Below are 13,543 nucleotides of genomic sequence, written 5' to 3'. Positions count from 1 at the left end.
TTAGGAGACACAGCCCCGCCGCGCAACCCGATCATCGTCAGTGACCTCCCCCACGGGCGTGCGGTGAAACACCTGTCCGCAAGACCGTCGAAGCCTCTGACACCATGGCATGTGTGAGCTTTCCCTATGACGCCCCATTTTCGCAGACGCGAGGAGACTGACGCCCTTTCGTTGTACGAGCCTCATACGGGGAGAGCGCGCTCCCTGCTCACCGGCTGCCGGGAATTCCGGTCAGGCCCCCCGAACTCCGAATCGCAGATCAGGACCAAAGTGGCGTATTCATACGAAGCCCCAGTTTCGCAGACGCTTTTCGACCGCGCGTCCCTCGTGACGCCCGGCGGCGTGAACTCTCCCGTGCGTGCCTTCCAGGCCGTGGGCGGTACGCCCAGGTTCATGGTGTCGGGCACGGGCCCCTACCTCACCGACGCCGACGGCCGTGAGTACGTCGACCTCGTGTGTTCGTGGGGGCCGATGATCCTCGGTCACGCGCACCCCGACGTCACCGCGGCCGTCCAGGCCGCGGTGGCCCGGGGTACCTCGTTCGGTACGCCCGGTGAGGGCGAGGTCGCGCTCGGCGAGGAGATCGTGGCCCGGATCGAGCCCGTCGAGCAGGTGCGGCTGGTGTCGTCCGGCACCGAGGCGACCATGTCCGCGATCCGGCTCGCCCGTGGGTTCACGGGCCGCGCCAAGGTCGTGAAGTTCGCCGGGTGCTACCACGGGCACGTCGACGCGCTGCTGGCCGCGGCCGGTTCCGGGGTCGCCACCTTCGGGCTTCCCGACACGCCCGGCGTGACCGGCGCCCAGGCGGGCGACACGATCGTGCTGCCGTACAACGACCTGGAGGCCGTGCGCGCCGCGTTCGCCGCGCAGCCGGGTGAGATCGCCTGCGTGATCACCGAGGCGTCGCCGGGCAACATGGGCGTCGTGCCGCCGCTGGACGGTTTCAACGCCGGGCTCAAGGAGATCTGCGCGGCTGACGGCGCGCTGTACATCTCCGACGAGGTCATGACGGGATTCCGTACGTCGAAGGCCGGCTGGTACGGCATCGACGGGGTGCGGCCCGATCTGATGACCTTCGGCAAGGTCATGGGCGGAGGCTTCCCGGCCGCGGCCTTCGGCGGCCGTGCCGACGTGATGGCCCATCTGGCCCCCGCCGGCCCCGTCTACCAGGCGGGCACCCTCTCCGGGAACCCGGTCGCCACCGCCGCCGGCCTCGCCCAGCTTCGGCTGCTCGACGACGCGGCGTACGCCAAGGTCGACGCGGTCTCCGCGGAGCTCCGCTCCCTGGTGGGCGACGCGTTCACCAAGGAGGGGGTCGCGCACACGGTGTCGGCGGCGAGCAACATGTTCTCCGTCTTCTTCACCGACGGGCCCGTCCGGAACTACGAGGACGCGAAGAAGCAGGAAGCTTTCCGCTTCACCGCCTTCTTCCACTCGATGCTGGAGCAGGGTGTCTACCTGCCGCCGTCCGCCTTCGAGTCCTGGTTCGTCTCCACCGCCCACGACGAGCGGGCCCTGGAGCGGATCGCGGCGGCGCTGCCCGCCGCCGCCCGTGCCGCGTCGGAGGCGACGGCATGAGCGAGCGCACGGACAACGACATCACCGTCGTCCACCTGATGCGCCACGGTGAGGTGCACAACCCGGACGGCGTGCTCTACGGGCGCCGCGCCGGCTACAGCCTGTCGGATCTCGGCCGCCGGATGGCCGACCGGGTCGCGGAGCACCTGGAGAAGCGCGACATCACGTACGTGGTGGCCTCTCCCCTGGAGCGCGCGCAGGAGACGGCCGCCCCCGTCGCCGCCTCGCACGGCGTGGACCTGGCCACCGACGGGCGCCTCATCGAGGCCGCCAACGTGTTCGAGGGCAAGACCTTCGGGGTCGGCGACGGTGCGCTGCGCAGGCCCGAGAACTGGAAGCACCTCACCAACCCGTTCAAGCCGTCCTGGGGTGAGCCGTACATCGAGCAGGTCGTACGGATGATGGGCGCACTGGACGCTGCGCGTGACGCGGCGCGCGGGCACGAGGCGGTCTGCGTCAGCCACCAGCTGCCGATCTGGATCGTGCGGAGCTTCGTGGAGCGGCGCAAGCTGTGGCACGACCCGCGCAAGCGGCAGTGCACCCTGGCGTCGTTGACGAGCTTCACCTACCAGGGCGACAAGATCGTGTCCGTCGGCTACACCGAGCCCGCCCGGGACCTGGTGCCGGCGCACCTGCTCGCGGGTGCGAAGCCGGTCAAGGGAAAGTCCAAGGCCTTCGGGGCATAGGCGCCCGTACGCCGCGTACCGGGCTCCGGGCGCCCCGCCGTTCTGTGTGTCATGTGCAGCGCTTGTAAGGGTCTGTTCACGCGATAACTTTTGTGATTATCGGTGGAACCCTCGTGTTGTTTTCCCCATCTAAGCCATCGCCAGTTTGTATGGCCTTGAGGTAATACGACCGTAGATGGGGACGCTATGCGTGAAATCAAGCGAAGGGGACTGCTCGGGGCCGGACTAGGAGCCGCAGCCGCACTGTCGATGACCGGCTGCGGTTCCCTCGGCTCTTCGGACAGCGGTGGGCCGGACCCCGAGAAGGGCTCCCGGGGTGGTGAGGGAACGCACGGGAACGGCGGAGGTCCGGAGAAACAGGTCCGGCTGATCGGTGACGGTTCGACGGCGGACACCGGAAAGCAGCCGAATCAGCCCGCCGCCCCCGTTCGACTGGAGCCCGGCCAGACGCCGCCGCAGTTCGTGATCTTTTCCTGGGACGGGGCGGGAGAGGTCGGCAACGGGCTCTTCCCGCGCTTTCTCGAACTCGCCCGGGAACACGACGCGGCGATGACCTTCTTCCTCTCCGGGCTCTATGTGCTGCCCGAGTCGAAGAAGTCCCTCTACCGCCCGCCCAACAACCCCCGGGGCGCCTCCGACATCGGCTATCTCACCGATGACCACGTCAAGCAGACCCTGAAGTACGTCCGTCAGGCCTGGCTCGACGGGCACGAGATCGGAACCCATTTCAACGGGCATTTCTGCGGCGGCTCCGGGTCGGTCGGCGACTGGTCGCCCGCGCAATGGCGGAGCGAGATCGACCAGGCGGTCTCGTTCGTCACCGAATGGCGGACGAACACCGGCTGGACGGATCTCGACCCGCTGCCCTTCGACTACCGGAAAGAACTCGTCGGGGGCCGCACACCCTGCCTGCTCGGCCAGGAGAACCTCCTCCCGACCGCGAAGCAGCTCGGCTGGCGCTACGACGCGAGCTCGCCCGGCGGCACACAGATGTGGCCCGAGAAGCGCCAGGGCATCTGGGATCTTCCGCTGCAGGGCATTCCGTTCCCGGGCCACACCTTCGAAGTCCTGTCCATGGACTACAACATCCTCGCCAACCAGTCGAAGAATTCGACCAACGGCATGCCGTCGCGCTTTCCCGGATGGCGTACGCAGGCCGCCGGGGCGTATGTCGCCGGATTCGACCGCGCCTACGAGACGAACCGCGCGCCCTTCTACATCGGCAACCACTTCGAGGAGTGGAACGGCGGCATCTATATGGACGCCGTGGAGGACGCGCTCAAACACATCGCGGGCAAGCCCGATGTGCGCCTCGTCTCATTCCGGCAGTTCGCCGACTGGCTCGACGTACAGGACCCGGCGGTCCTCGCGAAGCTTCGTACGCTCCAGGTGGGACAGTCTCCCGACGGCGGCTGGAGCACCTTCTTTAAACAGGCCTGACAAGGGGCTTTACGGGCACCGAGGGGGGTGCCCAAGATCCCCGGAACTGCCATGCGAAACTTTTCACATGAGCTCTGGCCGCGCACTCCGACGCCGCTCCACCCTGCTCGCCGCCACCGCGGTGGCCGGTGCACTGACCCTGTCCGCGTGCAGTGGTGACGGCACCGAGGCGGGCGGCGGCGGCAACACCAACTTCGTCACCGGCAGCGGGGGAGTCTCCACCGTGGCCAAGGGCGAACGCACCGACGCTCCGAAGCTCGACGGCACGACCCTGGACGGCAAGGCGCTCGACGTCACCGACTACAAGGGCAAGGTCGTCGTCCTGAACTTCTGGGGATCGTGGTGCGGCCCCTGCCGTGCCGAGGCCAAGCACTTCCAGAAGGTGTCGCAGGAGACCGGGGACCAGGGCGTCCAGTTCGTCGGGATCAACACCAGGGACCCCCAGAAGAGCCTCGCGGTCAACTTCGAGGAGGACTTCGGGGTCACCTACCCGAGCATCTACGACCCGGCCGGGAAGCTGCTCCTCCGCTTCCCGAAGGGCACGCTGAACCCCCAGGCCATCCCGTCGACCGTGGTCATCGACCGGGACGGGAAGCTCGCCGCCCGCACGCTCGCCGCCCTCGACGCGGAGAAGCTGCGCAAGATGATCGACCCGCTGATCGCGGAGAAGTGACCCCGGTGTTCGAGCTTGCCGTGGTCACCGGCGGCAACGAGACGGTCTTCAGCGGGGCGCTCATGCTGGCGTTGCCCATCGCCCTGCTCGGCGGTCTCGTCTCCTTCTTCTCGCCGTGCGTCCTGCCGCTGGTGCCCGGCTACCTCAGCTACGTCACCGGGGTCAGCGGCACCGACCTGGCGGAGAGCCGGCGGGGCAGGACCGTCGCGGGGGCCTCGCTCTTCGTCCTCGGCTTCACCGTCGTCTTCGTGTCGGGCGGCGCCCTGTTCGGCTTCTTCGGACAGACCCTCCAGGAGTACAGCGGGACGCTCTCCAGGGTCCTCGGCGTGCTGATGATCCTCCTGGGGATCTTCTTCATGGGCCTCATGCCCTGGATGACGCAGCGCGAATTCCGCATCCACAAGAGGCCGGTGACGGGGCTCGCGGGCGCACCGCTGCTCGGCGCCCTCTTCGGGGTCGGTTGGACCCCGTGTCTCGGCCCGACGCTCGCCTCCGTCAACGCGCTCGCGTTCGACCAGGCGACCGCGGGCCGCGGGGCGATCCTGTCCGTGGCGTACTGTCTCGGGCTCGGCGTCCCCTTCGTCCTGGCGGCGATCGCCTTCCGCAGGGCACTCGGCGCGTTCGGCTGGGTCAAGCGCCATTACGCGTGGGTCATGCGGATCGGCGGCGGCATGATGATCGTGACCGGGATACTCCTGTTGACGGGTGTCTGGGACGTGCTCATCCAGGAGATGCAGGTCTGGTCCAACGGCTTCACTGTGGGGATCTGAGTTTTCATGAGCAACACGAACACCACGGACGAGCGCGACCTCGGTCAGGCCGGGGAGCAGCTCTCCACCGCCCCGCGCGAGGAGTCCGTCACCTCCGTGCCCGCCATGGGCGTCATCGGGTGGGCCCGCTGGTTCTGGCGGCAGCTCACCTCGATGCGGGTCGCGCTGATCCTGCTCTTCCTGCTGTCGCTCGGTGCCATCCCGGGCTCGCTGATCCCGCAGAACAGCGTGGACGAACTGAAGGTGCAGACCTTCAAGGAAGCCCACACCACCGTCACCCCGGTCTACGAGAAGCTGCAGCTCTTCGACGTCTACAGCTCGGTGTGGTTCTCCGCGATCTACATCCTGCTGTTCGTCTCACTGATCGGCTGCATCGTCCCGCGCACCGGCCAGTTCATCAGCCAGCTGCGCAGCCGTCCGCCGGGCGCCCCCAAGAAGCTGACCCGGCTGCCGGCGTACACCACCTGGCGCACGGACGCCGAGCCCGAGCTGGTCCGCGAGGCCGCCCTCGGCGTCCTGCGCAAGCGGCGCTTCCGCTCGCACGTCGTGGGCGACGCCGTTTCCGCCGAGAAGGGCTATCTCCGCGAGACGGGGAACCTGCTGTTCCACATCGCGCTGATCGTCATGCTGGTCGCGTTCGCCGGTGGGCAGCTCTTCAAGTCGGAGGGCGGCAAGCTCATCGTCGAGGGCGACGGTTTCGCCAACACGATCACCCAGTACGACGACTTCAAGTCCGGCTCGCTCTTCGACAAGGACGACCTGGCCCCCTTCAGCTTCGACCTGCACGAGTTCGTCGGTACGTACGAGCGCAACGGCCCCCAGCGCGGCACGCCCCGGACCTACGAGGCCAGGGTGACGTACGCCGAGGGCGCGGACGGGGAGCCGAAGAAGAAGGTCATCGAGGTCAACAAGCCGCTCGACGTCGACGGTACGAAGGTCTACCTCAACGCGCACGGCTACGCCCCGGTCATCTCGGTCAAGGACGGGAGGGGCAAGGAGGTCTACAGGAACGCCGTGCCCCTGCTGCCCATCGACAACAACGTCACCTCGACCGGTGCGATCAAGGTGATGGACGGCTACAAGGACAAGGACGGCCGGAAGAGCCAGCTGGGCTTCCAGGCCTTCTTCGTCCCGACGTTCGCCGGTGACGGCCAGGGCACGATGTTCTCGCAGTACCCCGGTCTCGACTACCCGGTCCTCGCGCTCAACGGCTACCACGGCAGCCTGGGCGTCGACTCCGGGCTGCCGCAGAACGTGTACCAGCTCGACACGTCCAAGATGAAGGAATTCAAGGACAGCAACGGGGACCAGCTCAAGAAGCGGCTGCGCCCCGGCGAGACCATGAAGCTGCCCGACGGCGCGGGCTCGATCACCTTCGAGAGCGTCGAGGAATGGGCCAGCTTCCAGATCACGCGCCAGCCCGCCAGCGGCTGGGCGCTCACCGGGGCCGTCGCCGCCATCGCCGGGCTCGCCGGCTCGCTCTTCATCCAGCGCCGCCGGGTGTGGGTGCGGACCGTGCGGGGAACGGACGGCGTCACCGTCGTCGAGATGGCGGGCCTGGGCCGCAGCGAGTCCGCGAAGCTTCCCGAGGAGCTGGCCGACCTCGCGGTCGCGGTCCACACCGTGGCGCCGACCGCACCGGAACCCGACCCCGACCCCGCGCCCGAGACCGAGACCGAGCCCGGACAACCTGCCGAAGAACCTTCCGAAGGGGCTGAGAAGTGAATCTCGCCGCCGCAACCAACGAGAACCTCGCGAATATCAGCAACACGCTGATCTATTCCGCGATGGCCGTCTACACCCTGGCCTTCTTCGCGCACATCGCGGAGTGGGTGCTCGGCAGCCGCAGCAAGGTCGGCCGCACGGCCGCCGCGCTCAAGAAGGACTCGGCCACCAGCGGTTCCACGGTGAAGGTGCAGGTCGCACAGCAGGGCGGCACCGCCGTGCTGGAGCGCCCCAAGGTCGTCACGCGTTCCGCGGCAGGCACCCGTGACGTCCCGGACGGCCCCGGCGCCGCTGGCGGCACCCTCAAGGGTGACCTGTGGGGGCGGATCGCGGTCTCCCTGACCGTCGTCGCCTTCGCCGTCCAAGCGGGCGGAGTCGTCGCGCGCGCCCTGTCGGTGCAGCGTGCCCCCTGGGGCAACATGTACGAGTTCTCGATCACCTTCTCCACCGTGGCGGTCGGCGCCTACCTGGTCCTTCTGGCGCTGCGGAAGAACGTCCGCTGGATCGGCCTGATGCTGGTCACCACGGTCCTGCTGGACCTCGGCATCGCGACCACCACGCTCTACACCGACAGCGACCAGCTGGTCCCGGCGCTGCACTCCTACTGGCTGTGGATCCACGTCTCCACCGCCATCATCTGCGGCGCCGTCTTCTACCTCGGTGCCGTCGGCACCCTGCTCTACCTGTTCCGCGACAGCTACGAGAACAAGCTGGCCGACGGCGGCACACCCGGGAAGTTCGCGACCTCCGTCCTGGAGCGGCTGCCTGCCGCCAAGACCCTGGACACCTTCTCCTACCGCATCAACGCCGCCGTCTTCCCGCTGTGGACGTTCACGATCATCGCGGGCGCGATCTGGGCGGGCGACGCCTGGGGCCGCTACTGGGGCTGGGACCCCAAGGAGGTCTGGTCCTTCATCACCTGGGTCGCGTACGCCTGTTACCTGCACGCCCGCGCCACGGCGGGCTGGAAGGGCCGCAAGGCCGCCTACCTGGCGCTGATCGCCTTCGGCTGCTGGCTCTTCAACTACTACGGCGTGAACATCTTCGTGACCGGCAAGCACTCCTACGCGGGAGTCTGACCGGCACACCGGACACGACGGGAGGGCGCGACCATGAGTGGTCGCGCCCTCCCGTCGTATGCGGTCTCAGCTCGTACGCGGTCTCAGCCGAGCGGGGTGTCCAGGACCGCCTTGCGGTGACTGAACGTCTCCAGGGAGTACCGGCCGTGGTAGTTGCCCATGCCGCTCTCGCCGACCCCGCCGAACGGCAGATCCGACACGGTCAGGTGGGCCAGCGGCAGGCCGATGCCGACCCCGCCCGAGGAGGTCTCGGCCAGCAGCCGCTCCCGTACGGCGGGGTCGTGGGTGAAGGCGTACAGGGCCAGTGGCTTGTCACGGTCGTTGATGAAGCCGATGGCCTCGTCGAGCCCGTCCACGGTGATGATCGGCAGGACCGGGCCGAAGATCTCCTCCCGCATCACGGGGGAGTCCGGGTCGACATCGGCGAGTACCGTCGGAGCGATGTACTTCTCGTCCCGGTCATGGGCGCCGCCGGTGACCGTACGGCCGGACTCCAGGAGGCCCACCAGCCGGTCGAAGTGGCGCTCGTTCACGATCCTGCCGTACTCGGGGCTGGTGGAGGCGTCCTGCCCGAACAGCCCCTCGACCGCCGCCGCGAGGGCGTCCGCCAGAGCCGGCGCGGTCTCCGGGTCGGTCAGGACGTAGTCGGGCGCGACGCACGTCTGGCCGGCGTTGAGGAACTTCCCGGAGGCCAGCCGGGCGGCCACCGTCTTCAGGTCCGTGCCCCGGTCCACGAACGTGGGCGACTTGCCGCCCAGTTCGAGCGTCACCGGGGTGAGGTGCTTCGCCGCGGCGGCCATCACGATCCGGCCGACCGTGCCGTTGCCGGTGTAGAAGATGTGGTCGAAGCGCTCGGCGAGCAGCGCGGTGGTCTCCGGCACGGCGCCCTCCACCACGGCGACCGCGTCCGTGTCCAGATACCGCGGCAGCAGCCGGGCGACGGCGGCGGACGTCGCGGGCGCCAGCTCGCTGGGCTTGGCGACGACCGCGTTGCCCGCGGCCAGCGTCCCCACGACGGGCGCCAGCAGCAGCTGCACCGGGTAGTTCCACGGAGCGATGACGAGGACGACCCCGAGCGGGTCCTGAACGGTGTGGGCGGTGGCGCCTTCGAGGACCGCCGGCACGGGGGCGGACTCGGGCTCCAGCCACGCCTCCAGACGCTCCAGGGTGTGGTCGATCTCGCGGACCGTGAAGTCGATCTCGGTCCGGTAGGCCTCCTTGCGGCTCTTGCCGAGGTCGGCACGGAGCGCCTCGGCCAGCTCGTCGCCGCGCTCGGTGAGCAGGGCGCGCAGCCGCGTCAGCTGGGCGGTGCGCCAGCCGAGGTCCCTGGTGCGGCCGGTACGGAAGGTCTTGCGGAGCCGGGCGACGACGTCGGCCGGGGCTTCCCGCACGGTCCCGGCGGCGCTCACAGGGCCGCCACGATCTCGCGGGCCAGCTGCTCGGAGGAGGCCGGGTTCTGGCCTGTGTGCAGATTGCGGTCGTGCACGGTGTGCACCGCCCACGGCTCGGCGGCGGCGTAGTCGGCACCCAGCTCGACGAGACGGTTCTCCAGCAGCCAGGGCGCCTTGGCCGCGAAGCCCGCCTGGGTCTCCTCGGTGTTGCTGAAGCCGGTCATGCGATAGCCGGCGAACGGCCAGCTGCCGTCCTCGCGGCGGGCGGGCAGCAGCGCGGCGGGCGCGTGGCACAGCACGGCGACATGGGTGCCGGAGTCCAGGGCCGAGGTGAGCAGCCGGCCGGACACCGCGCTGACGGCCAGGTCCTCCATGGGGCCGTGGCCACCGGGGTAGAAGACGATGTCGTACGACGTGGGCACGATGTCCTCGAGCCGGGCGGGAATGCGGATCGTCTCGTCGATCGAGGCGAGGTAGGAGGCGACCGCGTCGGCCTGCTCCTGGCCCCCGTTGGCCTCCGCGGCGAGGCTGGCGGTGTCCACGGTGGGGGCGACGCCGCCGGGGGTGGCGATCGTGATGTCGAAGCCCGCCTGGGTGAAGACACGGTGCGGTGCGGCGAGTTCCTCGGCCCAGAAGCCGGTGGGGTGGGTGGTGCCGTCGTTGAGGGTCCAGTGGTCGGCACCGGTGATGACGAAGAGTACGGAGGGCATGAGGGGCTGCTCCCTACGAGACGCGAGACGTGAGACTCGTGAACATGAAGATTGATATGCTCAAGCAATACCCTTCATGTAACGGGTCAAAGTTGAGCATGTCAAATGAATGCGGGTGCGTGGCGGACAGAGTCCGGGCCTCCGGACCGCGCGTACCGATCGAAGGATGACCGACCATGACGACGGAACCGGCACCCCGCGCCGTCCCTACTCCGGACGAACTGCTGGAACCCCTCGCCGTCGTCGTCCGAGGCCACCACGACGACCTCACCGCCGTCGCGGGCCGCCACGGGCTCAGCCCCTCGCAGGCCCGGGCGCTGATCGCCCTCAACCAGCCCATGCCCATGAGCGCGCTGGCCAGTCATCTGGTGTGCGACGCGTCCAACGCCACCGGGCTCATCGGCCGCATGGAAGCCCGCGGGCTTGTGACGCGCACCCCCGCGCCCGGCGACCGCCGCTCCAAGGTGGCATCCCGCACAGCGGAAGGCGCCGAGCTGGCGCAACGCATCAGGGCCGAGATGCGCGTGGTGCACGGCGCCCTGGAGGCACTCACCCCCGAGGAGCGCACGGCCCTGCTGCCCCTGCTCGAACGGCTGGGGCGGCTGCTCTCATGAACCGGGACCGCTGACCTCGGACGTCAGGAGGCGGCCGGCGGAGCCGAGTCGTCAGGTCCGGCGCCGCTCTCCCGGCGCTTCGTCTCCTCCTCGCGGCGGCGCAGCTCCGCCTCGCGGTCCTGGAGCGACTCGTCCTTCACGTTCTCTTCCTTCAGCGACTTCAGGAAGTCCGGGTTGTCGTCGGGCGCCACCCATGTGGTGCGTTGCCCGCGGCGCCACTCCGAGGGCGTACGGCCCCCGGAGTGTGCGCGGCGGGCTTTGCCCGCGGCCAGCCAGACGACCGGCCCGACGACCCAGAACAGCAGGATGATGAAGACCCAGGCAACCTTCGGCAGGTGCTTCGCCTCGTCCTCCGGGGTGTTCAGGCAGTCGATGAACGCGTAGATCGTCAGTGCCAGCGGCAGAAGAATGATCAGGGCCCTGAGCATCGTGCAAGATCCCCCGAGGTGAGGTGAGGAGGCGCACGGACCGCCCCCGGTGACGGGCCCAGGGTATCGGGTGTCCGATACTGGGCCTTATGGCTTACGACGATCTTCGCTCCCTGCTCCGAGCTCTGGAGCGCGAGGGCGATCTCAAGCGCATCAAGGCCGAGGTCGACCCGTATCTGGAGGTCGGCGAGATCGTCGACCGGGTGAACAAGGCGGGCGGCCCCGCGCTGCTCTTCGAGAACGTCAAGGGGGCGTCCATGCCCCTGGCCATGAACGTCTTCGGGACGGACAGGCGGCTTCTCAAGGCACTCGGACTGAAGTCCTACGCCGAGATCAGCGACAAGATCGGCGGCCTCCTCAAGCCCGAACTGCCACAGGGATTCGTCGGGATCCGCGAGGCGTTCGGCAAGCTCGGCTCGGTGACCCACCTGCCACCGAAGAAGGTCAAGTCCGACAGCGCCCCCGTCCAGGAAGTCGTCCTGACCGGCGACGACGTGGACCTCGACCAGCTGCCCGCACTCTTCACCTGGCCCGGGGACGGCGGCTCCTTCTTCAACCTGGGCCTCACGCACACCAAGGACCCGGAGACGGGGATCCGCAACCTCGGGCTCTACCGGCTCCAGCGCCACGACAAGCGCACCATCGGGATGCACTGGCAGATCCACAAGGACAGCCGCAACCACTACCAGGTCGCGGCCAGGCGCGGGGAGAAGCTGCCCGTCGCCATCGCCTTCGGGGCGCCGCCCGCGGTCACCTACGCCTCCACGGCACCACTGCCCGGTGACATCGACGAGTACCTCTTCGCCGGCTTCGTACAGGGCAAGCGGATCGAGATGGTCGACTGCAAGACCGTTCCGCTCCAGGTCCCGGCGCAGGCGGAGGTCGTCATCGAGGGGTGGCTGGAGCCGGGCGAGATGCTGCCCGAGGGCCCCTTCGGCGACCACACCGGCTTCTACACCCCGCAGGAACCGTTCCCCGCTCTGAAGATCGACTGCGTGACGATGCGGAAGCGTCCGCTGCTGCAGTCGATCGTCGTGGGGCGGCCGCCCACCGAGGACGGCCCGCTGGGGCGTGCCACCGAGCGGTTCTTCCTGCCACTGCTCAAGATCATCATCCCGGACATCGTGGACTACCACCTGCCGGAGGCGGGCGGCTTCCACAACTGTGCGATCGTGTCGATCGACAAGAAGTACCCCAAGCACGCCCAGAAGGTGATGAGCGCCATCTGGGGGGCGCACATGATGTCGCTGACCAAGCTGATCGTCGTCGTGGACGCCGACTGCGACGTCCACGACCTCCACGAGGTGGCCTGGCGGGCGCTCGGCAACACCGACTACGCCCGTGACCTGCTGCTCACCGAGGGCCCGGTCGACCATCTCGACCATGCCTCCTACCAGCAGTTCTGGGGCGGCAAGGCCGGGATCGACGCGACGCGGAAGCTGCCCGAGGAGGGGTACACCCGGGACGGCGGCTGGCCGGAGATGGTCGAGTCCGATCCGGACACGGCGTCGAAGGTCGACCGCCGGTGGAAGGAGTACGGCCTGTGAGTGCCTCCGCCGCTGCGGTGCCGCAGCCTCGCAGCAAGCCCCGGGCGTTCCTGCGGCTGGTGATGATCGAGCACTCGGTCTTCGCGCTCCCCTTCGCGTACATCGCCTCGCTGACCGCGATGTTCCAGCTCGACGGAACGTTCCACTGGGGCACGCTGCTGCTGGTGACCATCGCGATGGTCGGGCTGCGGACCTTCGCGATGGCCGCCAACCGGATCATCGACCGCGAGATCGACGCCCGTAACCCGCGCACGGAGGGCCGGGAGCTCGTGACGGGCGCGGTCACCGTGAAGTCCGCGTGGACCGGCGCGATCGTGGCCCTCGCCCTCTTCCTGGGTGCCGCAGCCCTGCTGAACCCCCTCTGCCTGATACTGGCGCCGGTCGCCGTCGTGCCGATGGTCGTCTACCCGTACGGCAAGCGGTTCACGAACTTCCCGCATGCGATCCTGGGCCTCGCCCAGGCCATCGGGCCGATCGGCGCCTGGCTGGCGGTGACCGGGAGCTGGTCCTGGGACGCGGTCATCCTGGGCCTGGCCGTCGGCATCTGGATCGGCGGTTTCGACCTGATCTTCGCCTGCCAGGACGTGCAGGCCGACCGGGCCCACGGAGTGCTCTCCTTCCCCGCACGCTTCGGCATCCCCGCCGCGCTCTGGGGCGCGCGGGTCTGTCACGTGGTGACGACCGGGCTGCTGGTGTGGTTCGGACTGGCGACGGACGCGGAGATCTTCTACTGGATCGGCATGGTGATCGTCGCCGTGGCCTTCGTGTACGAGCACCGGGTCGTGCGGCCGCACGACCTGTCCCGGCTGAACCGGGCCTTCTTCTCGGTCAACGGCTTCATCGGCATAGCGCTCTTCGCCTGTGCTCTGCTCGATCTGCTGGTGCGGGGCCTCACGCCCTGA

The 13,543-nt window shown here is 68.8% G+C and carries 13 protein-coding genes; 10 read left to right on the top strand and 3 right to left on the bottom strand.

Annotated features, from left to right (window positions below; genetic code table 11):
- Positions 1-270 precede the first annotated feature (270 nt).
- From hemL to ccsB, 7 genes are all read left to right on the top strand, one after another.
- Positions 271-1,578 carry a glutamate-1-semialdehyde 2,1-aminomutase gene (hemL, locus tag HED23_RS32375; protein WP_203186866.1) on the top strand — a complete coding sequence of 436 codons (1,308 nt, stop codon included), beginning with the start codon at positions 271-273 and terminating at the stop codon, positions 1,576-1,578.
- Positions 1,575-2,264, top strand: a complete 690-nt coding sequence (locus tag HED23_RS32370) for a histidine phosphatase family protein (protein WP_203186865.1) — start codon at positions 1,575-1,577, stop codon at positions 2,262-2,264. Before hemL ends, HED23_RS32370 begins: the two co-directional genes overlap by 4 nt.
- A gap of 186 nt (positions 2,265-2,450) precedes the next feature.
- Entirely contained in the window at positions 2,451-3,704 is a 1,254-nt protein-coding gene (locus tag HED23_RS32365; RefSeq protein WP_203186864.1) for a hypothetical protein, read from the top strand.
- A gap of 67 nt (positions 3,705-3,771) precedes the next feature.
- The gene (locus HED23_RS32360) at positions 3,772-4,377 is read left to right on the top strand and encodes a TlpA family protein disulfide reductase (protein WP_203186863.1); all 606 of its coding nucleotides are present in this window, start codon (positions 3,772-3,774) and stop codon (positions 4,375-4,377) included.
- Positions 4,378-4,439: 62 nt separating this feature from the next.
- The gene (locus HED23_RS32355; protein ID WP_238442337.1) at positions 4,440-5,147 is read left to right on the top strand and encodes a cytochrome c biogenesis CcdA family protein; all 708 of its coding nucleotides are present in this window, start codon (positions 4,440-4,442) and stop codon (positions 5,145-5,147) included.
- A gap of 6 nt (positions 5,148-5,153) precedes the next feature.
- Positions 5,154-6,872, top strand: a complete 1,719-nt coding sequence (gene resB, locus HED23_RS32350; RefSeq protein WP_203186861.1) for a cytochrome c biogenesis protein ResB — start codon at positions 5,154-5,156, stop codon at positions 6,870-6,872.
- Entirely contained in the window at positions 6,869-7,951 is a 1,083-nt protein-coding gene (ccsB, locus tag HED23_RS32345) for a c-type cytochrome biogenesis protein CcsB (protein ID WP_203186860.1), read from the top strand. The genes resB and ccsB overlap by 4 nt, the downstream gene beginning before the upstream one ends.
- Before the next feature lie 83 nt (positions 7,952-8,034).
- Here the strand turns inward: ccsB and HED23_RS32340 are convergent, their stop codons facing one another.
- On the bottom strand, positions 8,035-9,360 hold the full coding sequence (locus HED23_RS32340) for an aldehyde dehydrogenase family protein (protein ID WP_203186859.1): 1,326 nt from the start codon (positions 9,358-9,360) through the stop codon (positions 8,035-8,037).
- Entirely contained in the window at positions 9,357-10,052 is a 696-nt protein-coding gene (locus HED23_RS32335; RefSeq protein ID WP_203186858.1) for a type 1 glutamine amidotransferase domain-containing protein, read from the bottom strand. Before HED23_RS32335 ends, HED23_RS32340 begins: the two co-directional genes overlap by 4 nt.
- Positions 10,053-10,228: 176 nt before the next feature.
- Here HED23_RS32335 and HED23_RS32330 point away from each other — a divergent pair, with 176 nt between their 5' ends.
- On the top strand, positions 10,229-10,666 hold the full coding sequence (locus HED23_RS32330) for a MarR family winged helix-turn-helix transcriptional regulator (RefSeq protein ID WP_203186857.1): 438 nt from the start codon (positions 10,229-10,231) through the stop codon (positions 10,664-10,666).
- Between the two features lie 23 nt (positions 10,667-10,689).
- On the opposite strand, the gene HED23_RS32325 is transcribed toward HED23_RS32330, so the two are convergent.
- Entirely contained in the window at positions 10,690-11,094 is a 405-nt protein-coding gene (locus HED23_RS32325; protein WP_203186856.1) for a PLD nuclease N-terminal domain-containing protein, read from the bottom strand.
- Between the two features lie 89 nt (positions 11,095-11,183).
- Between HED23_RS32325 and HED23_RS32320 the strand changes: the two genes are divergently transcribed.
- Positions 11,184-12,641, top strand: coding sequence for a menaquinone biosynthesis decarboxylase (locus tag HED23_RS32320; protein ID WP_203186855.1), 1,458 nt, complete (start codon positions 11,184-11,186; stop codon positions 12,639-12,641).
- A complete protein-coding gene (gene mqnP / locus HED23_RS32315; RefSeq protein ID WP_203186854.1) occupies positions 12,638-13,543 on the top strand; it encodes a menaquinone biosynthesis prenyltransferase MqnP in 906 nt (301 codons plus the stop codon). The genes HED23_RS32320 and mqnP overlap by 4 nt, the downstream gene beginning before the upstream one ends.

The organism is Streptomyces pratensis, from assembly GCF_016804005.1.
In the GTDB taxonomy this organism is placed as follows: domain Bacteria; phylum Actinomycetota; class Actinomycetes; order Streptomycetales; family Streptomycetaceae; genus Streptomyces; species Streptomyces pratensis_A.
This window is presented reverse-complemented; position numbering and strand designations above follow the sequence as displayed.